Origin of the sequence: Flavimarina sp. Hel_I_48 (assembly GCF_000733945.1) — a bacterium.
Taxonomy (GTDB): Bacteria; Bacteroidota; Bacteroidia; order Flavobacteriales; family Flavobacteriaceae; genus Leeuwenhoekiella.
In genome coordinates, this window is sequence record NZ_JPOL01000002.1 from 912,175 (window position 1) to 938,667 (window position 26,493).

The 26,493-nt window shown below is 41.1% G+C and carries 21 protein-coding genes; 11 read left to right on the plus strand and 10 right to left on the minus strand.

Annotation, left to right across the window (positions count from 1 at the left end; all coding sequences use genetic code 11):
* Window positions 1–130: 130 nt before the first annotated feature.
* From cmk to lon, 3 genes are all read right to left on the minus strand, one after another.
* On the minus strand, window positions 131–826 hold the full coding sequence (gene cmk, locus P162_RS04170) for a (d)CMP kinase (protein ID WP_031425977.1): 696 nt from the start codon (window positions 824–826) through the stop codon (window positions 131–133).
* Between the two features lie 135 nt (window positions 827–961).
* Window positions 962–1,981, minus strand: coding sequence for a type IX secretion system protein PorQ (porQ, locus tag P162_RS04175; RefSeq protein ID WP_031425978.1), 1,020 nt, complete (start codon window positions 1,979–1,981; stop codon window positions 962–964).
* Between the two features lie 136 nt (window positions 1,982–2,117).
* On the minus strand, window positions 2,118–4,568 hold the full coding sequence (lon, locus tag P162_RS04180; RefSeq protein ID WP_031425979.1) for an endopeptidase La: 2,451 nt from the start codon (window positions 4,566–4,568) through the stop codon (window positions 2,118–2,120).
* A 246-nt stretch (window positions 4,569–4,814) separates the two neighbouring features.
* Here lon and P162_RS04185 point away from each other — a divergent pair, with 246 nt between their 5' ends.
* The 4 genes from P162_RS04185 to P162_RS04200 are packed head-to-tail and all read left to right on the plus strand — an operon-like array spanning window position 4,815 to window position 7,788.
* The gene (locus tag P162_RS04185; protein WP_031425980.1) at window positions 4,815–5,363 is read left to right on the plus strand and encodes an RNA polymerase sigma factor; all 549 of its coding nucleotides are present in this window, start codon (window positions 4,815–4,817) and stop codon (window positions 5,361–5,363) included.
* Window positions 5,364–5,390: 27 nt separating this feature from the next.
* The gene (locus P162_RS04190) at window positions 5,391–5,945 is read left to right on the plus strand and encodes a hypothetical protein (RefSeq protein WP_031425981.1); all 555 of its coding nucleotides are present in this window, start codon (window positions 5,391–5,393) and stop codon (window positions 5,943–5,945) included.
* Complete coding sequence (locus P162_RS04195) at window positions 5,926–7,029, plus strand: hypothetical protein (protein WP_031425982.1); 1,104 nt, start codon at window positions 5,926–5,928, stop codon at window positions 7,027–7,029. Before P162_RS04190 ends, P162_RS04195 begins: the two co-directional genes overlap by 20 nt.
* A 33-nt stretch (window positions 7,030–7,062) precedes the next feature.
* Window positions 7,063–7,788, plus strand: a complete 726-nt coding sequence (locus tag P162_RS04200) for a head GIN domain-containing protein (protein ID WP_031425983.1) — start codon at window positions 7,063–7,065, stop codon at window positions 7,786–7,788.
* A gap of 253 nt (window positions 7,789–8,041) precedes the next feature.
* Here P162_RS04200 and P162_RS04205 read toward each other — a convergent pair whose 3' ends face one another.
* The 6 genes from P162_RS04205 to P162_RS04230 all read right to left on the minus strand — a co-directional run bounded on the left by P162_RS04205 (window position 8,042) and on the right by P162_RS04230 (window position 18,497).
* Window positions 8,042–9,370, minus strand: a complete 1,329-nt coding sequence (locus tag P162_RS04205) for an MFS transporter (RefSeq protein WP_031425984.1) — start codon at window positions 9,368–9,370, stop codon at window positions 8,042–8,044.
* 178 nt (window positions 9,371–9,548) lie between these two features.
* Entirely contained in the window at window positions 9,549–10,361 is an 813-nt protein-coding gene (locus P162_RS04210) for a M48 family metallopeptidase (protein ID WP_031425985.1), read from the minus strand.
* 45 nt (window positions 10,362–10,406) lie between these two features.
* Window positions 10,407–12,809 carry a glycoside hydrolase family 31 protein gene (locus P162_RS04215; RefSeq protein WP_031425986.1) on the minus strand — a complete coding sequence of 801 codons (2,403 nt, stop codon included), beginning with the start codon at window positions 12,807–12,809 and terminating at the stop codon, window positions 10,407–10,409.
* A gap of 110 nt (window positions 12,810–12,919) precedes the next feature.
* A complete protein-coding gene (gene glgB / locus P162_RS04220) occupies window positions 12,920–14,842 on the minus strand; it encodes a 1,4-alpha-glucan branching protein GlgB (protein WP_031425987.1) in 1,923 nt (640 codons plus the stop codon).
* The gene (locus P162_RS04225) at window positions 14,835–16,472 is read right to left on the minus strand and encodes a maltokinase N-terminal cap-like domain-containing protein (RefSeq protein WP_031425988.1); all 1,638 of its coding nucleotides are present in this window, start codon (window positions 16,470–16,472) and stop codon (window positions 14,835–14,837) included. Before P162_RS04225 ends, glgB begins: the two co-directional genes overlap by 8 nt.
* A gap of 90 nt (window positions 16,473–16,562) precedes the next feature.
* Window positions 16,563–18,497 carry an alpha-1,4-glucan--maltose-1-phosphate maltosyltransferase gene (locus tag P162_RS04230; RefSeq protein ID WP_031425989.1) on the minus strand — a complete coding sequence of 645 codons (1,935 nt, stop codon included), beginning with the start codon at window positions 18,495–18,497 and terminating at the stop codon, window positions 16,563–16,565.
* 197 nt (window positions 18,498–18,694) lie between these two features.
* Between P162_RS04230 and msrB the strand changes: the two genes are divergently transcribed.
* From msrB to P162_RS04265, 7 genes are all read left to right on the plus strand, one after another.
* Complete coding sequence (gene msrB, locus P162_RS04235) at window positions 18,695–19,165, plus strand: peptide-methionine (R)-S-oxide reductase MsrB (RefSeq protein WP_031425990.1); 471 nt, start codon at window positions 18,695–18,697, stop codon at window positions 19,163–19,165.
* Between the two features lie 146 nt (window positions 19,166–19,311).
* Window positions 19,312–19,743, plus strand: coding sequence for a hypothetical protein (locus P162_RS04240; RefSeq protein WP_031425991.1), 432 nt, complete (start codon window positions 19,312–19,314; stop codon window positions 19,741–19,743).
* A 95-nt stretch (window positions 19,744–19,838) separates the two neighbouring features.
* Window positions 19,839–21,293, plus strand: a complete 1,455-nt coding sequence (locus P162_RS04245; protein WP_031425992.1) for an SDR family oxidoreductase — start codon at window positions 19,839–19,841, stop codon at window positions 21,291–21,293.
* A 23-nt stretch (window positions 21,294–21,316) separates the two neighbouring features.
* Complete coding sequence (locus P162_RS04250) at window positions 21,317–22,822, plus strand: BCCT family transporter (RefSeq protein WP_241077728.1); 1,506 nt, start codon at window positions 21,317–21,319, stop codon at window positions 22,820–22,822.
* A 98-nt stretch (window positions 22,823–22,920) separates the two neighbouring features.
* Window positions 22,921–23,400, plus strand: a complete 480-nt coding sequence (locus tag P162_RS04255; RefSeq protein ID WP_031425994.1) for a hypothetical protein — start codon at window positions 22,921–22,923, stop codon at window positions 23,398–23,400.
* Window positions 23,401–23,635: 235 nt separating this feature from the next.
* The gene (locus P162_RS04260; RefSeq protein ID WP_051907773.1) at window positions 23,636–24,832 is read left to right on the plus strand and encodes a hypothetical protein; all 1,197 of its coding nucleotides are present in this window, start codon (window positions 23,636–23,638) and stop codon (window positions 24,830–24,832) included.
* Window positions 24,833–24,840: 8 nt separating this feature from the next.
* Entirely contained in the window at window positions 24,841–25,287 is a 447-nt protein-coding gene (locus tag P162_RS04265; RefSeq protein WP_031425996.1) for a DUF6265 family protein, read from the plus strand.
* 19 nt (window positions 25,288–25,306) lie between these two features.
* Here P162_RS04265 and ctlX read toward each other — a convergent pair whose 3' ends face one another.
* Window positions 25,307–26,263, minus strand: a complete 957-nt coding sequence (gene ctlX, locus P162_RS04270; protein ID WP_031425997.1) for a citrulline utilization hydrolase CtlX — start codon at window positions 26,261–26,263, stop codon at window positions 25,307–25,309.
* Window positions 26,264–26,493 lie beyond the last annotated feature (230 nt).

Genomic DNA, 26,493 nt, shown 5'->3' on the forward strand with positions numbered 1-26,493 from the left:
TTTACTGATTCAAATACCCGAATCAGCAGCACAAAATTAGAGGAGGGGAGGCATGAAAAATTGGGAATTAAGCAAAATTTAGGGATACCTTAGCCTTTGCGGAAGTTTTTATTAAAAAATTCAGGATCTGTTAAATTCTACCGTAGATGCGGTCCTTGGCTAATTGAAGAATAGTATGAAATTGATCGTGAATATTGGTATGCGTATTATCAATGGCAATCGCATCCTGAGCCTGAACAAGCGGGGAATCTTCTCGTGTGGTATCAATGGTATCGCGTTTTTCAACATTTTCCAACACTTCATCAAAAGTGACGTCTTCGCCTCTTTCGGTAAGTTCCAGATACCGTCGCTGGGCACGCTCTTTTGCAGATGCAGTCATGAATATCTTGAGTTCTGCTTCTGGAAAGACCACGGTACCTATATCGCGGCCATCCATGACCACCCCTTTTCCATCGCCCATCTTCTGCTGTTCCTCCACGAGCATTTTTCGTACTTCGGGAATCGCGGCAACCTGGCTTACATAATTGGACACCTTTAAGTTGCGGATTTCCCTCTCAACATTTTCACTACCCAAAAAAACCTCCACTTCACCACTTTCCTCATTTCGTTCAAAATGCACAGAAAGTTTGAACAGGTGCCGTACAAGGGATTCCTTATCAAAATAACCTTCTGAAATAAACAAGTTACGCATCGTGTACAACGTCACCGCGCGGTACATGGCACCCGTATCTACATAAATATAACCAAGTTCTTTAGCAAGAAGCTTGGCAATGGTGCTTTTACCCGTAGAAGAATAACCGTCTATGGCAATGGTGATTTTTTTCAACCTTCGTTATTTTTTATTGCTATTATTATTTTTATTCCTATTCCTAATTATAGTAGTTCTTAACATTCTTATTGAAATAGTGCAAAGTCCAATTACAGTCAGCTATTGTTCCCCCTTCTGGGATTAGGGGAAATCTTATTGCAAATCCAGATTCAATCCAAAAAAGCCAGAACTTGCAGCACTGTTGTAGCGGGCATAGCTGTAACTAAGACGCAATTTATTAAACTTGATCGAAAAACCTGCACTTAGCCCGGCAAAACTGCGTTGATCTACAATACGCAATTCCTCTCCCCGCCTAAAATTATAGCCCAACCGAATATTAAAACCACCTTCCGGAAACAATTCTGCACCCAGGATAGTATGCCGAAAAACATTATCCACGAAATTGATGTCCTCCCCGGTTTCATTGCCTTCAAGATCCTGTGTTATCCTGGCGGAATTCTGAAAAGCGATATTCCACAGTTGTAAATTTTCAAAGGTAAGATGCCAGCGTACAGGAACCCGTGGCAGGCGCTGGGAAAAGCCAAGATCAACCTCTAGCGGAAGACTTTCGCGTATCGCATCGTAGGTGGTAATCTGCGTACCTATATTGCGAACCACCGCACCAATATTAAGTTTCAGATCATCATTGACATATATAATCCCCAAATCTGCCGCGACCCCCAGGGAAGTAAATTCCTCTAATTTTGAGGATATAAATTTTGCATTGGCACCTACATAAAAATCTGAATACGGTATGTTATACGCATAGCCCAAGGACACAGCGACTTCCCCCCCACTAAAATCCCCGGTAGAAACCCCGCTCTCATCATAACCGTCAAAGTTGCCATAATTGATGTAGGTCACCCCGGCATGAATCACTTGTGTTCGGCGATCATAGAGATAGGCATAACTGGCACTTCCATAATTTACATCTGCTAAATAATTGACGTAATTCAGGGAAAGTTGATTATCCATTTCCGCATTGATCGTTGCGGGGTTGAATAAAGCAGATGTGGGATCGTAACTGTAATCTGTAAGTACTTTACCGCCCAGTGCAGCCTGTTTTGGCGATGACACCAGGTTTAAAAATTGATACGTGTCCCTACCGCCCAATTGTGCCCATACCGTTGTGGTGCCTAAAAAAAGCATTACAAACGGTAAAAATTTAAGCATAACTAGCAGCGGGTTAGGATCATTTAGAAAACGGTTACAAGTTTACTTTATTTCAGGGGATTAAAAAACCCGGAACATCTTGTGGATAGTCCGGGTTTTTGACCGAAAATTAGTATAAAAACAATGTTTTCTAGTATTACAAGATCTTTGGGTTTTTTACTTTTTCTTTTGTAAGTGCGATTTCAAGTACTTCGCTCATATCGTTCACGTAGTGAAACTTAAGTCCCTTAAGATATTCTTGCTTAATCTCTTTTATGTCACGCTCGTTTTCTTTGCACATCATAATTTCCTTGATGCGTGCCCTTTTTGCGGCAAGGATTTTCTCCTTGATTCCGCCTACGGGAAGTACTTTTCCACGAAGGGTGATTTCACCGGTCATCGCGATATCTTTTTTCACTTTGCGCTGCGTGAACAATGACACTAATGACGTCAGCATCGTAATTCCCGCACTTGGTCCATCTTTAGGGGTTGCTCCTTCCGGCACGTGAATATGTACATTGTACTTTTCAAAAATACCTGGATCAAGGCCAATCTCTTCCGCGTTGCTCTTAATGTATTCCATGGCAATGGTGGCGCTTTCTTTCATCACCTTCCCCAGGTTACCTGTAATATTAAGGTTCCCTTTCCCTTTAGAAAGGATGGATTCTATAAAAAGAATATCACCACCTACCTGTGTCCAGGCAAGCCCGGTAACTACACCGGCAACGTCATTGTTCTCATATTTATCGCGTTCCATTTTAGGAGAACCCAATACATCCATAATTTCGGTTGGTGTGATTTTAGAGACATACTCCTCTTCCATCGCCAGGTTTTTGGCTGCGTAACGCACCATTTTTGCGATTTGTTTTTCCAGTCCACGCACGCCAGATTCTCGGGTATATCCTTCTACGATGCGCTCAAGATTGGGTTTGGATATTTTCAACTGGTCTTTTGCGACTCCATGTTCTTCCAATTGTTTGGGAAGCAAGTGACGTTTCGCTATTTCCACTTTTTCCTCAATGGTATAACCGGTGACATTTATGATTTCCATACGGTCGCGAAGCGCGGGCTGTATGGTATTCAGGTTGTTTGCGGTAGCGATAAACATAACTTTAGAAAGGTCAAATCCCATTTCTAAGAAGTTATCATGAAACTCGCTGTTTTGCTCAGGGTCCAATACTTCCAGCAACGCGGGAGAAGGATCCCCCTGATGGGAAGTATTCAATTTATCGATCTCATCCAGAACAAAAACAGGATTGCTCGTACCCGCTTTTTTCAAACTCTGAATAATTCGGCCGGGCATGGCACCTATATACGTTTTACGGTGACCGCGAATTTCTGCCTCATCCCGCAGTCCGCCAAGGCTCATGCGTACATACTCGCGCCCCAGTGCTTCTGCGACAGATTTTCCCAAACTGGTTTTACCCACACCTGGAGGTCCGTACAGGCATAAAATGGGAGATTTCATATCGTTCCGCAGTTTTAGCACGGCCAGATATTCTATGATTCGTCTTTTAACATCTTCCAGACCGTAGTGATCCCGATCTAAAATGCGTTGCGCACGTTTAAGATCAAATTTATCCTTGCTGAATTTGTTCCAGGGAAGATCTACAAAAAGATCAAGATAGTTGCGTTGGATACTGTATTCCGCAACCTGCGGATTCATGCGCTGCATCTTCGATAACTCCTTATCAAAGTGCTTTTTGACCTTATCATCCCATTTTTTTGACTTCGCCTTCTCCCGTAGTTCGTCAAGCTCATCCTCCTGGGAAACACCGCCCAGTTCTTCCTGAATGGTTTTCATTTGCTGGTGCAGGAAATACTCCCGCTGTTGCTGACTCATATCGTTGTGCACGCGGCTCTGAATATCGTTGCGCAGCTCTAGTTTCTGCATTTCGGTATTCATATGGCGCAAGGTCTGCATAGCACGTTCCTGCAGGTCATTGATCTCCAGTAATTTTTGTTTTTCCTCCACATTGAGGCTCATGTTTGAGCTTACAAAATTGATAAGGAACGAATTACTCTCTATGTTCTTGATCGCAAAACCGGCCTCACTGGGAATGTTAGGGGATTCCTTAATGATCTTAAGCGCCTGTTCCTTGATGGAATCTATTATCGCACCAAACTCTTTACTGTCTTCAGCGGGCCGCGCTTCTGGAACTTCGCGTACGGTGGCAACAAGATAGGGCTTTTCGGTAATTACCTCAGCAACACTAAAACGCTTTTTACCTTGAATGATAACGGTCACGTTACCATCAGGCATTTTTAGCACACGCAAAATACGTGCGACCACCCCAATGGAATTGATATCCTCAGGACCGGGGTTTTCTACATTTTCATCTTTTTGTGAAACTACGCCTATAATCTTATTGCCTTTATTCGCCTGGTTGATCAATTCAATAGACATATCGCGGCCAGCGGTAATGGGTATCACCACCCCGGGAAAAAGCACAGTATTGCGCAAAGGCAATATGGGAAGGGTTTCTGGTAGTTCTTCACGGTTTATTTCATCTTCATCTTCTGGTGTCATCAACGGGATCAATTCTGCATCTCCATCAAAGTCCTGCAATGACAAACTGTCAATATCTGTAAATTTTGTTCTAGCCATATAATTATAACGCCACTCTGTCACAAAGCTAAAAACCATGTGAAGGGCGGTCTTTTAAGGGTTTTTCAATCTATTTCAGCATTTGCGATGCTCAAGGGCATCTTACTGAGCTTATTTATTACTAATGTTCAATCACTATGCCAGCCTAGATATTATGGGCTTTCTTCCGCCTTGAGCAAAAAATAAATTTTATAAACTGTAACAAAAGGTAAATTGTCCCATCTCTATAAAGAAACCATATTAAAATTGACGCTAACACACCTTGATATTGAAGTCCTTTTGCAGCGTTGCCTTAATAAAGAACAGGCGGCGCAGTTAGAAGTTTACGATCGCTATTATAAAGCGATGTACAATACTTCACTGCGCATTGTCAAGGATAGCGCAGAGGCGGAAGATGTCATGCAGGAGTCATTCCTTATCGCTTTTACAAAGCTGGAAACATTTAAGGGTGAAGCAAGTTTTGGTAGTTGGCTCAAACGCATTGTTGTAAACACAAGTATCAGCGCCTATCGTAAAAAACTTCGCCTGGCGGAAGTACCGCTTGACAACAGCCTCTACAAACTGGAGGATGAACCTGCGGCAACGCCCTGCGACACCAGTGTATTAGAGGTGCAACAGGTAATGAATAGCATGAACGCGCTTAAGGAGAATTACCGTATTGTCCTCAGCCTCCACCTCATCGAAGGTTATGATTATAAAGAAGTAAGTGCCATTTTAAAAATAAGTTACGCCAATTGCAGAACGATGATATCCCGGGCAAAAGAAAGCCTGAGAAACAAACTGGCCACCAGCTAAAAAAGCTCAAAGAATTAAAATAATGCCATGGAAAAAGAAAATATAGAAGATTGGTTTAACGGCCAAAAGGAAGATTGCTGGGATCTGGCAGATCCAAAAAATGGCCATAGGGAGCGATTTATGACCAAATTAGGCCAAAAAACGGATGAAAACAGGACAATTAGCATGCGTTTCTGGTGGAAACCACTGGCCGTGGCAGCTTCCCTCGTATTTATCGTGATGTTATCCTTAATAAAAAACAACAGTGCGACAAGTAAAGAACTTGCCGCGGTTTCCCCACAAATGGAAGAAACGCAGGACTTCTTTAGCGCAGCAATCGCCAGCGAATTGTACAAGGTTAAAGAACGGCGCAGCCCCGAAAATAAAAAACTGATAGACGATGCACTAACCCAACTCAATACACTGGAACTAAATTACACACAACTAAAAAAAGACCTTTCAGAAAGTGGGGAAGACAAACGCGTGATCTATGCCATGATCACAAACTTTCAAATGCGAATTGACCTGTTGAAAGAAGTCATGATACAACTGGATGAAAAAGAACACTTAAAAAACAAAAAAGATGAGAAACAGCTATTTTAAAACACTTTTACTGGTGTTTATGACCACAATAGTATTTGCGAACACCTTTGCTTCAAATGGTATAAAGGGCCGCTATACTAAGGAAAAAACGATTAAAAAAGAATATAATGTAAATGCGGATGCGCTTTTAAAAATAACAAACAGCTACGGAAATCTCAATATTACCAGCTGGAATGAAAACCGCATAGAAATTACCGTCGTCGTCACCACAGATGGTAACAATGAGGAACAGGTACTGCGCAAACTTGATGAAATTGATGTTTTATTTGAGGCGAGTTCCCAACAGGTCATGGCAGAAACAAAATTTAAAAGGGAAAGCCAATCGTGGTGGAGCAGTTTGACTTCAAGCATTTCCAACAACAATGTAAACATGGAAATCAATTACACCGTTAAAATGCCTATCACAAATTCCGTGGACCTCAACAATGATTACGGTGGCATTTATCTGAACAAATTAAAAGGAAGGGCTGCTATTTCCTGTGACTATGGTCATTTGGAAGTGGGTGAACTGCTCGCTGACAATAATATGCTGCGCTTTGATTATACAAACAACACCACCATTGGCTTTATGAAAAGCGGTAAGATCAACGCAGATTATTCCTCATTTACCATAGAGAAGGGCGGGGAAATTGAACTTAGCGCAGATTACACAAAATCTACCTTTAACAGCCTAAAATCACTCCGTTTTACCTGTGATTATGGCAATTTAGATATAGATCAGATAGGCGCTATTGACGGTAGCGGTGATTACCTGTCCTTAAGAATGGGGCGTGTAAGTGGCGACGTAGACCTCAGCGCAGATTATGGCTCCATAAAAATAAGCGAACTCACTGCTGACGCAGGAAATGTCAATATTAATACAGATTATGCAAACATACGCCTGGGGTATGCACAAGACTATCATTTCAACTTTACCATTTCCCTTGAATATGCCGGCCTATCAGGAGAAGAGGAGTTCGATATGGTGACCAGGCGTATAGAATCTTCAAATAAATATTACAAAGGAAATTATGGAGGGGCAAATGCGGAAAATAATATTACCATTAGTTCAGAATACGGTGGAGTAACTTTCGAAAAAAAATAAACCAATCAATAACCAACAAAAATTATCAAAATCATGAAAAAATTACTATTTATTTTCCTTGCCATAGGACTTTCTACTGCGGCGCATGCACAATGGGGCTCAAAAAAAGTTGAAGGTAATGGCTCGATGACACAGACCACCCGTGAATTAGGCTCTTATGATGCCGTACATGTAGCAGGATTTTTTGATGTATTTCTTGTTGCCGGAGAAGAGGGAACCGTCAAACTGGAAGGTGAAAGCAACCTACTGGATCATGTTATTACCGAAGTAAAAGGAAATGTATTGCGCATAGAAATTGAAGACCGTATGAACCTCCAGCCCAGCAATAACAAAACAATTACGGTAACCGTCCCTTTTAAAGAACTCAGCGAAGTTAACCTATCGGGTTCTGGTGATGTGGTGGCCAGGGACCCTATTGTCATATCTACTTTTTCAACCGCATTATCAGGTAGCGGTGACATCATTCTTGAAGTAAACGCCACAAATGTTGAAGCAAACTTAAGGGGTTCTGGTGATCTTACGTTAAAAGGCACGGCGCAAAAAGTGGAATTAGACCTGCGCGGTAGCGGGGATATTCATGCCAGTGATCTAAGCGCCACTGATGCAGATGCGAGTATTGCGGGGTCTGGAGACATCAGTTTACATTGCGATGGCGGTAAATTAAAGGCCAGGATTACAGGATCTGGAGATATTGAATATTCGGGCAAACCTTCACAAGAAGATAGCAGCGTAGTGGGATCTGGAAGTATTTCAAATTGATTTCTATAAGTGCTTAGGTTTTCAACAAGAAAACTTAGGGAAATCATAGTACTTCGCTAAATTTAAACCCAACGGAGCTAATCTTTGGAAAGAGAAATTGACCACAACAAACCTACATGAGGACTGAACTACTTTACTTTACCGTACGAGAATTTCTCATGTAGGTTTTATTTGCTTTAAGTTTATTTGAAAAATGCCTTACATTTTCCGCAGGACTACTTCAAGGCAAAGACTTTTATTGTCTATTTTGAGCTTATTCTGTTCTTAACCTTTTACGTGGGACGAAAAACAGCAGGACCAATCCTGCAATAAAAAAGACAATAAAAAACAGGATCGCATACCGAATGCTACCGGTAAGCTGTGCCACAAAACCATAGCTGCTCATACCAATGACAATCCCTATTTTTTCGGACACGTCATAAAAGCTAAAATAGGATGCGGTGTCTTTTTCGCCCTCTGGGATCATTTTAGAATACGTGCTACGGGATAGGGATTGTACTCCGCCCATAACCAGGCCCACGAAAGCAGCAGTGATATAAAACTGCATGGGCGACGTTATGGTATAGGCATAAACACAAATACAAACCCATACAATATTGATCACTATAAGCGTCTGAATATTACCAAATCGCGCCGAGATTTTTGCCGCGCCCCAGGCTCCTAAAATAGCGACCAATTGGATCAATAAAATACTCACGATAAGTCCAATGGTGCTATCGCTCGTACCCCAGTCCAACTCTTCAATACCAAAATAAACCGCAACGAGCATAATGGTCTGCACCGCCATACTGTACATAAAAAAAGCGCTTAAATACGTTCGCAGGGATTTGTTTGCCTTGATTTTAGTAAAGATTTTTCGTAGTTCCCTAAATCCGTTAAAAAGAACGTTTTTCGTTACTTTTTGTCTTGTATTCCCTTTAGGAAGATAATAATACGTGTATTGGCTAAAACCTATCCACCAGAGTCCGGTAAGTACAAAAGATAATCGCGTAGGCAGATCTTCACTCTCAAAACCGAAAGTATCATAAAATAAAATCATTACCAGGCAGATTACCAGAAGTATCACACTCCCTAAATAACCCATTGAGAATCCTTTTGCACTGATGCGATCCTGCTGTTCTGGGAAAGCGATATCAGGCAAATAGGAATTATAAAAAACCAAACTGGCCCAGAAACCTATCAATGCGAGAAAATAGCATAACAATCCAAACCATAAATAGGTCATATCAAACCAAAAAAGACCGATGCAACTCAAGGCTCCCAGATAGCAGAAAAACTTCATAAAACCTTTCTTTTCCCCAGAATAATCTGCAATACCGCTCAATAATGGGCTTAATATGGAAACCATCAGGAAAGCCGCTGCCGTCACGTAACTAATAAGCGTATCGTTGTTAAAATCAAAACCCAGAAAGTGTACCGTATCATTAATGATCTTTCCATCGTCGTCGCGCACTACGGTAAGTGCCCCATAAAAAATGGGGAAAACCGCAGATGCGATCACAAGACTATAAACAGAATTTGCCCAGTCATAAAATGCCCACGCGTTGAGCAGTTTCTTATCGCCTTTAGGCAGATTTTCCATAGTGGTAGTTAATTTTGTCCAAATCTATAGCTTTGCGTGCTATAATATTTAAAAACCACATTATCTATCCGTAACTTTTTTAGCCATACGGAAATAAAAAAAACCGTACAGAAGGAAGTATTATACATTCCCTGTACGGTCTTATTCATCATTACGAAGTTGAATTACATATTAAAACCTAACTTTTAAATGTAGTCACGCCAAATTTGGCAGCTTCTTGTTTTGCCCTTGGTACAAGTGCCGTGAGCGCTTGTATCCTGGAAGCAGAAGAAGGGTGCGTGCTCATGATTTCCATAGGTTCCTGCCCGCCAGATTTGGCTTGCATTCTCTTCCACAATTCGGCCGCTTCCGCAGGATCATAACCAGCGATGGCAGCTATGATTGTACCTATCTCATCTGCTTCTGACTCATGTTTTCGGCTAAAGGGAAGCATAAGGCCTACCTGACTCGCCGTACCGTAGTATTGATTAAAAAGTTGCCCACTTTTTGAATCACCTAAAGCAAGGCCGCCGGCCAGGCCCACACCTTGTTGCACTTGTGAAGCGCTCATACGCTGGGCTCCATGATTTGCAAGTGCGTGTGCCAGTTCATGCCCCATCACCATTGCAAGTCCTGCTTCGTCACCCGTTATGGGAAGAATACCCGTATAGACTACGATCTTGCCACCAGGCATACAGAATGCATTGGCCGCATCGTCCTTTACAAGGTTGTATTCCCATTTATAGTCTTTGAGATAGCCAGGGTAACCCAGTGCCGTTAAATAACGCTCTGCAGCAACGGCGATTTTTTCTCCAACTTGTTTTACCATACGAGATTCTGCCGTGCCAGTAACTACGTTATTTTCTGATAAAAACTGATTGTACTGTTGAAAAGACATCGGGAACAACTCATCATTGCTAACGAAATTTAGAGTCTGCTTACCCGTAAACGGACTCGTTTTACAGCCACTCGCCATAAAAATCAAGGCAGCTATAAGTACTAATTTATTCATTTTCATATCTCTGATATTAGGGGTGAAATTTAATATAATTTGTATTTATCCCAAAATGTGAATTTCGGTAAACTCTTTAGTGACTTTTAACCACTTTTTCTCTACATCATAATCCAGTTCATTCAAATTGTAGGCCACATTATCAATTTCTATCTTTTTTACCTCAAACGGAAAACCAATAAATTTCAACATTAAATACTCATAATCCGTAATAAAAGTGCCTGTCTTGTGCTGCTGGATAATAACTTCCTGCTCTTTACCCGTCAATTTGAATTCCCTTAGGGAATATCTTCCTTTTTTATAATCGTAACCGTCCTGCGCATCTTCATAAACGCTGGAGCGCTCTATACCTTCTTTATAGAAGGTTTCAATAACCAGTTCTTCAATGCTTTTCTCCCCTACATATTGCTGTACGGGATACCTGGGGATCATGGCACCTTCTTTAATAAAGATGGGCATAAACGCAATATCTGCATCTACCCACAATTCCTTACCTCCCTCTACAATGCTGTGGTCCCAGAAATTGTACCAGCGACCACGTGCCAGATACATGCGGCGGCCACGTGCATTGGGTTCTGTAATGGGGCAAACCAGTATTTTCTCGCCAAAAATAAATTCATCTGTCCTATAGTGCGTGTGCGTATCCTCCTGATCATAATAGACCAATGGCTTTAGCATGGGCACCGCTTTTGTGGAATAATCATAGAACATGGTGTATAAATATGGAAGCAAAGTATACCTTATTTCAATAAATTTTCTTGAAATATCAGTTACCTCATCACCAAAAGCCCACGGTTCCTGATCACCATGATGACCTGATGAATGTACCCGGCAGAAAGGATGAAAAACGCCCAATTGAATCCACCGCGCAAAAAGTTCACCCGTAGGCTGCTCGGCAAATCCCCCTATATCTGTTCCCGTAAAAGACATTCCGGAAATACACATACGTTGTACCTGTATATTTGCTACCCAAAGATGTTCCCAGGTAGCCACATTGTCTCCCGTCCAGGAAGAAGTATAGCGCTGTGCGCCACTATAAGCCGAACGTGTAATTACAAAAGGCCTTTTCGGATAAATAAATCTTTTAACACCTTCATACGTGGCCCGCGCCATTTGCGTACCGTAAATATTGTGTGCTTTCCTATGACTACAGGGATGGCCATCATAATTATGGCGCACATCATCAGGAAAGGTTTTGCCCGGTACTTCCATGACCGCGGGCTCATTCATATCATTCCATACGCCCTTAACCCCTATATCCTCTATAAGTTCCTGAAAAAGACCGGCCCACCATTCACGCACATCAGGATTAGTATAGTCAGGAAAAGCGCATTCCCCTGGCCAGACTTTTCCTATCATTGGGGGACCATCAGCGCGTTTACAGAAATAATCATTTTCCAGAGCTTCGTTATATACCCAGTAATCAGGATCTAACTTAATTCCCGGATCAATAATGACAATGGTTTTGAAACCGTCATCTGCCAGTTCTTTTACCATACGTTTAGGATCGGGAAAATATTCCTTGTTCCAGGTAAAACACCTAAACCCTTCCATATAATCAATATCTAGATAAATACCATCACATGGAATTTTTAATTCCCTGAACGTATTCGTAATTTCCTTTACCCGCGCTTCAGGATAATAACTCCATTTGCACTGCTGAAAACCGAGCGTCCATAATGGGGGCATATCTGGTTTTCCGGTAAGATGGGTATAATTTTGAACAACTTCAGACATGCTTGGGCCATAAATGAAATAGTAATTCATTTCCCCGCCCTCTGCCCAGAAACTGGCCACATCCAGGCGCTCCTGACAAAAATCAAAATGGGATTTAAAGGTATTATCAAAGAAAATTCCGTATGCTTGTTTCTGGTTCAGTCCTATATAAAACGGCACAGATTTATAAATAGGATCCTGATCTTTTGCAAAAGCGTACGAATCCGTAGACCAGTTTTGCATGCGCTTACCGCGCAGGTTTGTGTGCATAGGCTTATCGCCCATACCGTAAAAACCTTCGCCGGCCTGCACTTTTTTGCTCATTTTGACAATATTCCCCCCATAAAGAAAACTTTCTTCATAGTGAAAACCGATCTCGTCCTCATTGATTATTGTGCCATTTTTGTCTAATATATGGGTCTGTAGGCTCTTTTTTTCAATCTTCACAACCAATTTTGAGGTTGTTACGATATAGAATTCTTCATCTTCAGTAATGGCAAGTTCATTATAGCCTCCACGAACTTCCTGCCTGTCAATAGCGTAGGAAAAATCCTCTTGAAGGTTCCCTCGTGTTCCATAACGAAAGCGGATAACACTGTCCCGAAGAATGGTCAATTCAAGAATGACCTTGTTTTCTGTCTCAAAAAAAAGAGTGTCCACCTCTTTGCGCATGTGCACCACCGCATTGGGAAACTCATTACCTTTTTGTTCCAGTTCTGTATCTATGATCATTTTTTAAATCTCTAAATTGAAATGCAAATAGACGTTATCTCAGGCACTTTTAAAAACTTTTGATTTGAATATATGGGTGTTTTAAGCCTAAAAATGACTGAAAACCACCCTTATTTTGCCGAAAATACAACAACAGATAAGGGGGGAATATCCAGGGTGATGGAATTGGCATGACCATTCCAGCCACTTTCATCTATCGTTACATCTGCTATTACATGGTCTCCGCTACCGCCAAATTTTAGTTCGTTGCTGTTGAAAACCTGTTTTGCTTTTTTACCTTTTGGAAAAGTAGTAGCAGGCATACCTATTCTATAATTGTAACGTGGAACCGGCGTGAAATTGACCGCTATCATCAATGTATCCCTGTCCTTGTGGCCCTTTCTCAAATAGGTCAAAACCGAGTTTTCAGAGTCATTGAGCTCAATCCATTCAAAGCCATCAGGGCTGAACTGTTTCTCGTACAACGCGGGTTGCGTTTTATACAAAACATTGAGGGCGGTTACGGTTTCCTTTATTCCGCTATGCGCTTTATATTCCAACAAATGCCAGTCCAGACTTTGTTGAAAATTCCATTCGCCCGACTGTCCAAATTCTCCACCTTGAAATATAAGCTTGGTACCGGGATGCGTAAACATATAACCATAAAGCACACGCAAGTTTGCAAAACGCTGCCACTCATCTCCCGGCATACGGTCTAGCAACGATTTTTTGCCATAAACAACCTCATCATGGGAAAGCGGCAGCATAAAGTTTTCGGTAAAGCCGTAGGTAAGACTGAATGTTATATCATCCTGATGGTGTTTTCGATATATGGATTCTTTTTGAAAGTAGTAAAGCGTATCGTGCATCCAGCCCATCATCCACTTCATCCCAAACCCGAGACCTCCTGTAAATGTAGGTCGTGAAACCTGCGGAAAACTGGTAGATTCTTCGGCAATAGTCTGCACATCAGGATAATTTGCATACACCGCCTCATTGAATTCTTTTAAGAATGATATAACTTCCAGGTTTTCCCGACCACCGAATTCATTAGGTTCCCACTCGCCCTCTTCCCTCGAATAATCAAGATATAACATAGAAGCCACTGCATCTACACGTAGCCCATCGATATGGTATTTCTCTAACCAAAAAAGCGCATTGCTGATCAAAAACGAACGCACTTCCGCACGGCCATAATTAAAGATCAGCGATTTCCAATCTGGGTGGTAACCCCGTTTTCTATCTGGATGTTCGTATAAATGGGAACCGTCAAAATTGCCCAGACCATGCTTATCTTCTGGGAAGTGGGAAGGTACCCAATCCAGGATTACACCTATCCCCGCCTGGTGGAGTTTATCCACAAGCAGCATAAATTCTTCCGGAAAACCAAACCGCGATGTGGGTGCAAAATAACCGGTCAATTGATAGCCCCAACTGGGATCGTAGGGATATTCCATAATGGGCATAAATTCCACATGGGTAAATTGCATCTCCTGCATATAATCTACCAGTTCCTTTGAAAGTTCCGTATAGCTAAGGCTTCGGTCTTCTTCCACCCTCCTCTTCCAGGATCCCAAGTGCACTTCATAAACCGAAAACGGCGTATCCAGGTCATTTTTCTTCTTTCGGTTTTTAAGCCATTTGGTATCTTTCCATTTATAGTCAGCCTTATAAACTATCGAGGCTGTTTTAGGTGGATGTTCACAGCGTCTCGCATAAGGATCTGCCTTTTCTGTTTTTACACCATTTACAGTAGATTGTATTTTATATTTATAAATGGTACCGGCCTGTATCCCGGGAATAAAACCTTCCCAGATGCCGCTATCATCCCAGCGAACTTTAAGTGCATGTTCCCCTTCAAGCCAGAAATTAAAATCACCAACTACGGATACGGCTTGCGCACTGGGTGCCCATACCGCAAAATAAGTGCCTTCCACGCCATCTACGGTCATGGGATGCGATCCCATTTTTTCATAAAGTTGGTAATGCCTTCCTGCTTTAAAAAGGTAAATATCAAAATCTGTAAAAAGGCTATATGCCTGTACATTATTCATTTTCGATCGAGTTAAGTATGTTTGAAATGCCTTTTAGCGGAATTATGGCCCATCGGGGGCGTGCGTTCAGTTCATATCCCAATTCGTAAACAGCTTTTTCCAAAAGGCAATATTGCAGTAAAAATTCAATTTCGTTTATATAGCCAATGTTCAAATTTGCTTTTTGAACCGCACCTATATATGTTTTTAAAAATACCCCTACCATGTGGCTATACAGTACTTCTGCCACATGAAAAAGATCTTCTATTTTGTAGTCGTAACTTTCCTGATTGTTAAAGATAGTAGCATAAATCGCATAATGAAAAGACCGGAACATTCCTGCAATATCTTTAATGGGCGGCTGCTTAACCTTACGATCCCTGATCGTACTTTCTGGCTCGCCTTCAAAGTCTATGATATAAAAATCACCATCATTTACCAGTACCTGACCCAGGTGGTAATCCCCATGTATACGCAGCCGCTCACTTTTTAACTTATCTTCGTCAAAATCAAGTAATCGTTTCCTTATGATTTTCTTATTGCTCAGGAATTCATGCGCGAGCTCCAGTCGCATATCTTCAAGCTTATGCAGGTTGTTTTCAACCAGATTGGTCCTGTTTTCAAATTGATAAATCAATCGGTTTTTGAGCCAAACCGTATAATCATTGCCAAAAGCCTGTGGTGTAAATGCATTGTTTACGCGTTCCTGACCTAAACCAATATGCATTTCTGCCGTTCTTTTGGCAAGTTGGGATACATCCTTAAAAAATGCCTTGGGGCACCAGGTTAAAATATTCTCAGGCAACTTACTGAGTTGTATCTGCTGAAAATTACGCGTTTTATGAAGTTGGTAAACGTCTATTTGCTGGCGGGAAAGCTCTTCAAAAGCGGCCTTTAAATTGTCTGTGAAATAGGCCCAGGCATCGCCCTGGTTAGGGACCAGTTCCTGTAAAAGCCCTAATGTAATGACATTTTTATCACTAAACCTCAAGGTAATACTTCCTAGATATTTGGGCGTGTTTTTAAAAACCCCTTTTATGGTCATGTATTTACTGATCTCATAATCTGGATTTTCATCAACATAAACACGTCTAAAAATCTTTAAGATCTGTGATTCATTGTAAACAATAGAAGTATTACTTTGTTCTACTCCCAGAAACCTGCTGCTTTCATAGGATTTCGCTTCGTTAAAATACCCCCGGCGATATGCTACATTCTTATAGCGAAATTTTTCCCCTTCAAGAATTTTTTCAAAAATCTGTTTTCTAAATACTTCCAGTTGAAGGGCATCTACAAGATATCCCCGCTGTCCATTGAGATCAAGATGTGCGATCACATTATCCTGTGCATAATCACTATCGGTCACAAAACCTATGGGCATAAAATAATTTTGCACAAAGGCCTCTTTAAAATTCACTTCAAGAACAACTCCATAAAATCGATCTGCATCCCGCTGTATGGGAAACCAGTCTATGATTTCAATATATTTCAAGGCACTTGCCTTACCGCCATACCAGCGCTGATTGATAATGTAAGGCTCTAAAATATCCTCGCAGAATTCCTTTTGAAAGCGCTCTTGATCGAGGAGCTCTTCCCAATTACAATCATATTTAAAGATCAGGTTTTTATGTATTTCTTCTGAAGCAGACATAAGTTGGTTATTTAATAAGATATTTTACAAAATGAAACTAGTTGGTTGGTTTAGGGGTTTGTAATGCATTCAGGCTGTTCGATAATTACACTATTTGTGAATCTGAAATATATGGAAGGGCAAATCTGGATTGAGTTGCACATAATTCCATTCATCGTACCACGTGTAGTGATTTGCGGTTACCAGATCCTTTAAATGCAAATGATAGCCCGCATAAATTTTTAATTCTTCCAGCGGGAGCTGTACGTAACCGCTCTGGGATTGATCAGGATCAAGGCTTATGACAATAAGCAACTCATTTTCCCGCTTTTCGTCCCATTTGTAAAATGCCAGCAATGCTTCATTGTGAACTGTACAAAACCTGATATTATTGGTTTGTTGTAAGGCCGTATTTTCCCTACGTATGAAATTCATGCGCGTGATGAGATGAATGAGACGATTATCGCCGTTCCAGTCCCAGTGCCGTATCTGATATTTTTCTGAATCCAGATATTCCTCTTTCCTTGGCATGGGTGCAGATTCCATGAATTCGTATACTGGGCCGTACAGGCCTATATTTCCACTTAGCATCGCGGCCAGCGCATAACGGATGCTGTGCTGGGCTTCATTTGCGTGTTGCAGGTGATACGGATTAATGTCTGGTGTATTCGGCCAGAAGTTAGGTCTGTAGTATTCCTTCTGGTTGGTCTGCGTGAGCTCATTCATGTATGTAATTAGTTCATGCTTACTGGTACGCCAGGTAAAATACGTATAGGATTGGCTGTAGCCTTGCTTGGCCAACTGCTGCATGATCTTGGGACGCGAGAAGGCTTCGGCAAGAAAAAGCACATCTGGATGTTTTGCTTTTATTTCGGCAATAAACCAGTTCCAGAAATGAAAGGGTTTGGTATGCGGGTTATCTACCCGGAAAATCTTGACCCCAAGATCGATCCAATGCATGGCCACGCTCAGCAGCTCCTTCCACATCTTTTTATAATCATGCCCCTCCCAATAGAAATTGACGATATCCTGATATTTTTTTGGCGGATTTTCGGCGTATTGCATGGTTCCGTCAGGACGTTTCTTGAACCACTCCTCATGTTTGCTCAGGTAGGGGTGATCTGGCGCTGCCTGAAAGGCCAGGTCAAGTGCAATTTCAAGGCCCTGATCGTTCGCTGCTTTTACGAGATGCTTAAAACTTTTTTCATTGCCCAGTTCCGGGTGAATTTCCTTATGTCCGCCTTTTTTAGAACCAATGGCCCAGGGCACACCGGTATCACCTTCTTGTGCATCGGTTGCATTATTTTTTCCTTTTCTGTTCACCTCCCCAATGGGATGTATGGGTGGGAAATAAACCGTGTCAAAGCCCATGGCTGCAACCCTGGGAAGCAAACGTTCGCAGTCTTCAAACGTACCGTGCTGACCTTCTTCCCGCGCTGCCGAGCGTGGAAAAAACTCATACCACGTACTAAATCCAGCTTTTTTACGATCTACATATACTTGTAATTCCTGGCTTTCCGCAGCATGGTTGCGGGTAGGGTGCTGCTTGAATATTGTATGTAATTCTTCAGAAACGGCGATCCTGCACGCTTCCTCATATTTTTTTGGATTTTTAAAAAATGCTTTCGCTTCTTTAAGAGTTTTTTTCTGTTCCTTATCTACATCTTTTAGAACTGAATCCAGATATTGAATACCGTCCAGAAGTTCGCTATTCACATGCTGTCCATCTTTTATCTTAGCCTCGATACCATGCTGCCAGTTGAGGGCATTATCCATCCAGCCCCTTATCTTGTAGCTGTAAAAACCTTGCTGTTCTACGTGAAATGATGCTGAATAACTATCATTTTTTAAGTGTTGCAGGCGCTGGGTCTGCCAATCCTTATCTTTTTCCTGCTTATAGCAAAGCTCTACCTGTAGCACGTCATGACCATCGCCCAGTACATCTGCGGTAACGGTTACGATCTCGCCTACTATTCGTTTAATAAAAAAAGCCCCACCTTGTAATTGCGGAGCTACGTTTTCTATGATTATTCGTTCTTGATTCAAAAGTGGTATGATTAGTTAGTCTGTTATAAAAATAGAAATAAAATATCAATTTAGCAGGAATGGCCATCAATTATGGATTAAGTAATAATAATTAACGCTACACCCCTAAATTAATAGAAACTCAATATCTATCCATGTTAAAAAATCACAATTAAGGCAATTTGGCTTGTTCTTTGAAGACTTTGTTAAAAATAGCTATGAAAAAAATACTGATCTTAATGTCACTTATCCTGTTTACCTGTTGCAATGGGAATGCACAAAACAATACAAAGGAAAAATTTCCCGTTGAAAAAAGCGCTTCTGAGTGGAAGGCAGAACTGACTGGTCAGCAATTCAACGTACTTCGTCAAAGTGGAACGGAACGCGCCTTTACCAGCGATCTCCTGGACAACAAGAAAAAGGGAACCTACACCTGTGCCGCTTGCGGAAACCCGGTTTTTGAAAGTAAACATAAATTTGACAGTGGGACGGGCTGGCCGTCCTTTGATCGGGAGATCAAGGGCAACGTGAGTTTCTCAAGCGATAAAAAGTTGGGCTACACCCGCGTTGAAGAACATTGCAGCAACTGCGGTAGTCATTTAGGTCATGTTTTTGATGACGGACCTAAAGGCACTACAGGGAAAAGACATTGCATCAATGGGGTCGCGCTCAATTTTCAGGAAGATTAAATTTATTGGAAATACAACTCAAAAAGGTTCAAAATTCACCGATTTTGAACCTTTTTTTGGCTGAAATTACGCTAAAAGGACCATTAATTCATAGGCTTACGTCTTGTAAACCAAACCTTTTATGGCTAATTTTACCGGAAAATACTATGCTGCTAAACGTATCCTATAACAACCCAAGCGTAAAAAAAAAGATCGAAGATGAGGTAGGTAAACCTTTTACCCTTCGGGAGCGTATCCAGATGAAAGGCATAGGATCTTCTAAACTTTTTATAACCTCCGCAAGCATTAAGATCAACAACCTTCTCATACTTGACAGTTATGTAAATACCTGTAATATTGAGATGAGGCCTCAGGGTATAATTGTAGGTTTCCGCTCCCTTCTTGAATCTTATGCGCTCATAATACCCTATTACAAACTCACGCTCTATAAGGGCAAAGCCGAAGAATATAGCATTTACCGGGACGAATATTTTATAAAAATCAGGGCACGTGCAAAAGACAGCGCCACGCATAAATTCATCAAAAAAGTAATGAATTACAAGGCCGAAAATCTTCCCCTGGGTCCAGAGGATCTCTAATTACAATTAAAAAGACTCTTATTTAGTGATAATTAAACGTTTTTAGTCCGTTTTAAGCTCTTTTTGACCGGTTTATTGCTATCTTCAACCTTGCTATGAAAATACTTATTACCGGAGCCAATGGCTATATTGGTATGCGTCTATTACCACTTTTACTTGATAAGGGGCACGATGTGGTCTGTACCGTGCGCGATAAAAAAAGACTATCTGTAGACCAGGAAATCTGGGATCAGATCGAGGTTGTTGAAATTGACTTTCTCGAGGAGCCGCAACCTGACATTTTGCCTAGGGATATAGATGCCGCTTATTACCTCATTCATTCCATGAGTGCCTCTACATCAGATTTTGACGAGAAAGAGGAGCGTTCTGCCATTAATTTCAACAAACACCTTGAACCTACGCAATGTAAACAGGTCATATACCTGAGCGGGATCGTAAATGAGGAAAAGTTGAGCAAACACCTCAAATCCAGAAAAAATGTTGAAAAAACCTTATATGAAGGTCCGTGTCACCTTACGGTGCTTCGGGCGGCGATCATTGTGGGATCAGGGAGTTCTTCCTTTGAAATCATCAGGGATCTTTGCGAGAAACTGCCTATAATGGTAACGCCAAAGTGGGTTAAAACCCGCTGCCAACCCATTGCTATACGCAACGTTTTACATTTTCTTACCGGCGTTTTGGGCAAAGAGGAATGTTATGACGATTCTTTTGATATTGGTGGACCAGATATTTTGAGCTACAAAGAGATGATGCTCGAGTATTCGCGTATTCGGAAATTATCGCTGACCATTGTTGACGTACCTTTTTTAAGTCCGAAAATCTCCTCGTACTGGTTATATTTCGTGACCTCCACTTCCTATAAACTAGCGCTCAACCTTGTGGACAGTATGCGCATCGAAGTAATCTCCAGGGATACGCGTTTACAGGAAATGCTAGACATTGAACCCATAAGTTATGCCGAAGCCATACAGCTAGCTTTCGAAAAGATTGAACAGCATCAGGTTGTTTCCAGCTGGAAGGACAGTATGGTAAGCGGCCGCTTTAGCAGCGATCTGAAAAAGTATGTGAAAGTGCCGGAATATGGCTGTGTCAAAGACCGGAAAACCCACAAACTTGAAAATCCACAACAAGCGCTCGAAAATATCTGGGCAATAGGCGGAGAACGCGGTTGGTATTACGCTGATCTGCTGTGGAAAATCCGCGGTTTTATGGACAAAATGATAGGCGGCGTGGGCCTTAGGCGCGGCCGCACACATTCCTTTCAAATCTCTGAAGGTGACGTGCTCGATTTCTGGCGGGTGATCCTGGCCGATAAGCAAAAAAAACGCTTATTGCTGTTTGCAGAGATGAAAGTACCTGGCGAAGCGTGGCTAGAATGGGAAATAGATGATAAAAATGTACTTCATCAAACTGCCACCTTTAGGCCTAAAGGACTGCTGGGCAGGCTTTACTGGTATACCATGTTACCGTTTCATTATTTTATTTTTGACGGAATGATACGTAATATTGCCAATTATAGTCCTAAAAATCCGCAAACATTAAACACCTAAACTATCTTCGGCAAAATCCCCTGTTGAGCATACCTCTGGCTTTACTCTTGTTTTGCTGTATTCCTTTCTATTTTTTTACCCAGGCCAGTTACGATGCAATTGAAACGGCTTCTCTCTGGGTTCGCACCTATTTTGGAGCTTTCTACCTTTATCTGGGACTTATTTGTGTTCTACTTTTGATTGCTATCGCTATTTCCCGCTGGGGAAATTACAAACTGGGCAAACCTGATGATAAGCCGGTTTTCAACCGTTTAGCCTGGATCTCGATGCTCTATAGTGCGGGCATGGGCGCGGGTATTTTACTGCGTGCCGTACAAGAACCGGTTTATATGTTTTTGAATCCGCCCTTGCAAATTGACGCATCCGCGGAAATTATATCGCTGGAGTTCACTTTTTACCAGTGGGGATTTACCGCATGGGCATTCTACACGATTTTTGCCCTTGCCATAGGGTATGCCATTTTTAAACGCAAACTTCCCGTGGCGACCAGTAGTAGTTTTGCACGCCTTTTCAAAAACAAAAATAGCAAGGTTTCAACAGCGTTTTTTAACGGTGTAGATGTACTTACCATACTTACAACCGTATTTGGCCTGGTCGCTGCTGTGGGGCTGGGCGCTTCACAAATAAAAGGAGGGCTAAATCACTTACTGGGCTACAAGTTGGAGTATACGGTGATCATCATTTTAGTGATCATCATTTGTATTTTAGCCCTGCTTTCCGCGCTTAGCGGAGTGGAGAAAGGTATCAAAAACCTGTCTACCTGGAACATATACCTTACGGTTGCACTGCTGCTTTTTGTATTGCTGCAAAGTGATATTTTTACCATTTTTGAACAGTTTTTTGCCGCTTTTTACCGGTATATTGTTGATTTTGTCCCCATGAGTATCGCTTATGGAAACTATGATCCTGGGCAGGCATTCCTTACCGACTGGACGTATTATTACTGGGCATTCTGGCTGGCGTGGGCACCATTTACCGGTATTTTTATCGCACGTATTTCGCAAGGGCGCACGCTACGTGAAATCATCATCGGTGTATTGTTGATTCCTTCTTTAGGTACATTCTTCTGGTTTAGTACGTTTGGTACTTCAGCATTCCAATTGATACAGGAATGGGGAGGTTATAATCAGGAGTTTGACAACGTTTTTACTTCAATTTTTAAGTTCCTCGAACACTATCCTTTACAATTTGTCGTGAATAGCGTGGTAATTTTATTACTGGTTAGTTTTTTGGTAACATCGGTAGATTCTGCGATTTATGTACTCAGCATGTTTACCGATAAACGCCCCGAACCCGGGAAATTACACCGCACGCTATGGGGCATTATCCTGATGATTTTTTCGGTAGCCATAGTGCTTTTAGGCCAGGCTCGCGCGGATAGTGATGTGCTTACCGCCATGCAAAAACTGCTTATTATTACTTCGCTTCCGCTAAGCCTGCTTATGGTGCTTATGATCCTGCTATGGTTCATTGATCTTTGGTTTTGGAGAAGGGATACGCAGGAACGGGAGCGTTCGTCGAGAGAATGAATAAAGCCTGACTGAAATTTTAAGAAAAAAATTCCTAATTCCTAATTCCTAATTTTAAGAAAAAGCAAACATCATTTGTTAATCCTCAAAATAAACACATGAAAAATCTAATCCTAATTTTAGTTTTGATGAACACACTCGGCTGCAGCGAAGGTGATGATGATGCGAGTGATCAATATAATTTTGATGTTGGCTTACGTTTTACGGTGGTCAACGATGATGGTGAAAATCTTCTTGATCCCGATAATCCCGAGCACTTTTCAAAAGATACGATCAAACTTTTTTACCTCATCAACGGGGAAAAACAGGAGGTTTATGACGGAAATCTTGATAGTCCCAGAAATTATAAAATTTTTGAAGTTGAAAATGAATATGTAATTGGAATCACTCCCAATTATTCTGAAACCGAAGAAACCCCCATCACCTACATTCAATGGGATGAAAACGATACCGATACTTTAGAAGTTTCCTACGAGCGCAAGCGCAATGCCGTAATTCAGACCAAAATATGGCTCAATGGGGAACAGATCTGGGAGCGCTACACTAATGAAGACCCTTATTTTACGCTGGTGAAATAGACAACACAACTATTAATATTAAACCTGTGGTTTTAAGTGTAAAACCGCAGGTTTTTTGTTGAGGGTGAAAATGTTCTGCAATTTTTCACTTTGGAAATTCATCGATATATCTTATAAATCAGGCTTTTTACCCGATTAAATTGACTTTAAGGAGCTTAAAATGGACGGTATCGTTATATTGCGCGACAAATAGGATCAAACCCAGATTATAATTCATCTTTTACAACAGAACTTCATGAAAAATCTTTTTATTCTGGTTTTTTGCATGGTTTTCAACTTCATGAGCCTTGCCCAGATCACTTTTGAAAAAGGATATTATATTTCTAATCTTGATACGCGTATAGATGGCTATATCAAAAATGAAGACTGGAAAAACAATCCTACAAAGTTCGAATTTAAAGCTGCGGAAAATGAGGAACCAAAGATTATCACTTTAAAATACGCAAAGGAGTTCGCTTTTGAAAACAAACTAAAATACATTAGGGAGACGGTAAATTTAGACCGTTCATCAAATACCCTTAACCAATTAGATAACAACCGACAGCCACAACTAGTAGAAAATGAACTTTTCTTAAAAGTACTGGTGGAGGGCGATGCCTCGCTATATCGATATGAAGATGGCAATTTGACCCGCTATTTTTATAAGCAAAAAGAAAAACCCATAACCGCGCTGATCTACAAAGAATATATGGATGGCAGTCAGGATATAAAGAAAAATGAAGCCTATAAGCAGGAGCTTTACAGTTCTTTAAAATGCAGTTCGATCACTCTTAATGACGCAGAACGCCTCAGATATATCAGTTCTGACCTGGAACGGCTCTTTATTAAGTACAATACTTGCCAAAATCCAGATTATTCAAACACGATTGCCAAACGAGATCGGCAAATTTTTCATCTCAATATAAGGCCGGGAGTTAAAAACGCGAGTCTTGATTATGAACGCTTTTCAACAATAGGCTTGCCTACCATAAATGTGGATTTTGACAGGAAATGGAGCCTTAGGATAGGTCTTGAAGGTGAATTTATACTACCGTTTAATAAAGATAAATGGGCGGTCATACTGGAGCCCACTTATCAATCCTATAACGCAGAGACTGATATAGATGAAGCAAAAACCTCCGTAGATTATAAATCTATAGAGCTTCCGCTGGGGGTAAGACACTACTTTTTTCTTAATGAGGATTCAAAAATCTTTGTAAACGCATCTTTTATACTTGATTTTCCATTTAATTCTACTTTCATCTATAAAAATCGCATTCCTTTAGATATTAAATCGCGTAACAATTTTGCCCTTGGTACCGGTTTTAAATATGGCGATAGCTATAGCCTTGAATTTAGATATGACCTCAACCGAAATGTTCTTAGCGATTATATTTACTATAACTCTAATTATGGCGGATTTTCTATTATTTTTGGTTACACTCTTTTTTAAAAGCAATTATGAAAATAGTTTTACTTAGTTTTTTCCTAGTAGCAATAAGTTGTCAATCTGATAAAAATAGCACTCCTTTTTTCGACAAATTCCCCGGTAAATGGATACGTACGAATGAAGAAGCCGGAAAATCAACGTATGAACATTGGGAAAAAGCGGCTGACCAGGAATTTACCGGGATGGCTTTTACGCTAGAGAAAAACGACACCATTTTTAAGGAAGACCTGAGAATATATAAAGAAGAAAATACCTGGAACCTCGAAGTTACCGCTCCTAAAGAGCAGCCCGCTATTTTTAAAGTAACTGAACAAAATGCTGATGGTTTTACTGCTGAAAGTCCACAGAATAAATATCCTAAAAAAGTGGAATATTCGCTTAAAAACGGTCAATTAACGGCTAAAATCTCCGGCGGCGGACCAGAAATCGTCTTTGATTTTGAGAAAATAAAGGATTAAACCTGGCGGATTAGTAAAACTAAACCTTTGGCAGAAAAATTTCAGCCATCATACAGCGTGCGCTTCCCCCGCCGCAGGTTTCAATGGTGGTGAGGTCACTGCTCAAGATCTTGCAGTATTTTTCTATACGTGAAATTTGTTCTGAACTAAGGGAATTATGTGCACTCTGGCTCATCGCCAGTATTTTCTCTCCCTTTTCATTCATAAGCTGTAACATGTTTCCGGCAAAAAGTTCCAGTTGCTTTTCGGTAATGGCAATGATCTCTTTTCCCGAATCTTTTAAATGCTGAACCACATTTTTACGTTCCTTCTTATCATCAATGCATTCCAGGCAGATCACACAAAAATCTTCTGCCACGCACATCATCACATTGGTATGGTAGATAGGCAAACGCTTTTCATTTTTAGTCTGAAAAGCATTAAAAACTACTGGAAAATACTCAAATTCCTCGCAATATTCGATAAATAGTTCCTCATCTGCCCGCGCTGAAAGGGCACAATATGCTTTTTCATTGGCACGGTCCAGAACGATACTTCCCGTACCTTCCAGAAAAATACCTTCTTCTTCTGCCTTGGTATAGTCTACGATATTTTTGATCTCAAAATCGTGCTCTTCCAGCAAGATAAAGAACGCGTCCCGCCTTTCCCTTCGCCTGTTTTCGGCATACATGGGATAAATGGCGATATCGCCGTTTGCGTGGGTAGAAACCCAGTTATTGGGAAAAATGGAATCAGGGGTATCTTCAGCAAGATCGTCGTTGAGCACGAGTACTTCAATACCTGCATCTTTCAGCTTGTTGACCATGGCATCAAACTCGGCCTGGGCCTTACGGTTTATTTCTGCGTTTTTAACCTTTAGGTCTTCCTGAAAATAATTGTTTACCGCAGTTTGCTCGTTCATTCTAAAGGCCACGGGTCTTACCATTACGATGGTACCGGTTGCTTGCGCTGGAATAACATTTTTTATTGAAGCCATAAAATCAATACTGATTAGGGGAATTTACTTCTTTATTTAGTAGGTAAATCATGTACAAACTTACGTTGCACAACATTATTCTACCTCACTGGAAATTAGATAATATAAACAACTATTTAGCATCTTTAGAAAGAGGAAATACGGCAAAAGGTTCAACCGGAAAACATTTATAAATTGCCAAAAAAGCTGTTTTCACTTCCGTGAAAATTATCTATTCCCTGAAAATCAAA

What these genes read in the sequence shown, in the direction of transcription:
- porQ (WP_031425978.1), bottom strand. Translation starts at nt 1,981, where the DNA reads ATGCTTAAATTTTTACCGTTTGTAATGCTTTTTTTAGGCACCACAACG.
- lon (WP_031425979.1), bottom strand. Translation starts at nt 4,568, where the DNA reads ATGGCTAGAACAAAATTTACAGATATTGACAGTTTGTCATTGCAGGAC.
- P162_RS04190 (WP_031425981.1), top strand. Translation starts at nt 5,391, where the DNA reads ATGGAAAAAGAAAATATAGAAGATTGGTTTAACGGCCAAAAGGAAGAT.
- P162_RS04195 (WP_031425982.1), top strand. Translation starts at nt 5,926, where the DNA reads ATGAGAAACAGCTATTTTAAAACACTTTTACTGGTGTTTATGACCACA.
- P162_RS04200 (WP_031425983.1), top strand. Translation starts at nt 7,063, where the DNA reads ATGAAAAAATTACTATTTATTTTCCTTGCCATAGGACTTTCTACTGCG.
- P162_RS04205 (WP_031425984.1), bottom strand. Translation starts at nt 9,370, where the DNA reads ATGGAAAATCTGCCTAAAGGCGATAAGAAACTGCTCAACGCGTGGGCA.
- P162_RS04210 (WP_031425985.1), bottom strand. Translation starts at nt 10,361, where the DNA reads ATGAATAAATTAGTACTTATAGCTGCCTTGATTTTTATGGCGAGTGGC.
- P162_RS04215 (WP_031425986.1), bottom strand. Translation starts at nt 12,809, where the DNA reads ATGATCATAGATACAGAACTGGAACAAAAAGGTAATGAGTTTCCCAAT.
- glgB (WP_031425987.1), bottom strand. Translation starts at nt 14,842, where the DNA reads ATGAATAATGTACAGGCATATAGCCTTTTTACAGATTTTGATATTTAC.
- P162_RS04225 (WP_031425988.1), bottom strand. Translation starts at nt 16,472, where the DNA reads ATGTCTGCTTCAGAAGAAATACATAAAAACCTGATCTTTAAATATGAT.
- msrB (WP_031425990.1), top strand. Translation starts at nt 18,695, where the DNA reads ATGAAAAAAATACTGATCTTAATGTCACTTATCCTGTTTACCTGTTGC.
- P162_RS04240 (WP_031425991.1), top strand. Translation starts at nt 19,312, where the DNA reads ATGCTGCTAAACGTATCCTATAACAACCCAAGCGTAAAAAAAAAGATC.
- P162_RS04245 (WP_031425992.1), top strand. Translation starts at nt 19,839, where the DNA reads ATGAAAATACTTATTACCGGAGCCAATGGCTATATTGGTATGCGTCTA.
- P162_RS04255 (WP_031425994.1), top strand. Translation starts at nt 22,921, where the DNA reads ATGAAAAATCTAATCCTAATTTTAGTTTTGATGAACACACTCGGCTGC.
- P162_RS04260 (WP_051907773.1), top strand. Translation starts at nt 23,636, where the DNA reads ATGAAAAATCTTTTTATTCTGGTTTTTTGCATGGTTTTCAACTTCATG.
- P162_RS04265 (WP_031425996.1), top strand. Translation starts at nt 24,841, where the DNA reads ATGAAAATAGTTTTACTTAGTTTTTTCCTAGTAGCAATAAGTTGTCAA.
- ctlX (WP_031425997.1), bottom strand. Translation starts at nt 26,263, where the DNA reads ATGGCTTCAATAAAAAATGTTATTCCAGCGCAAGCAACCGGTACCATC.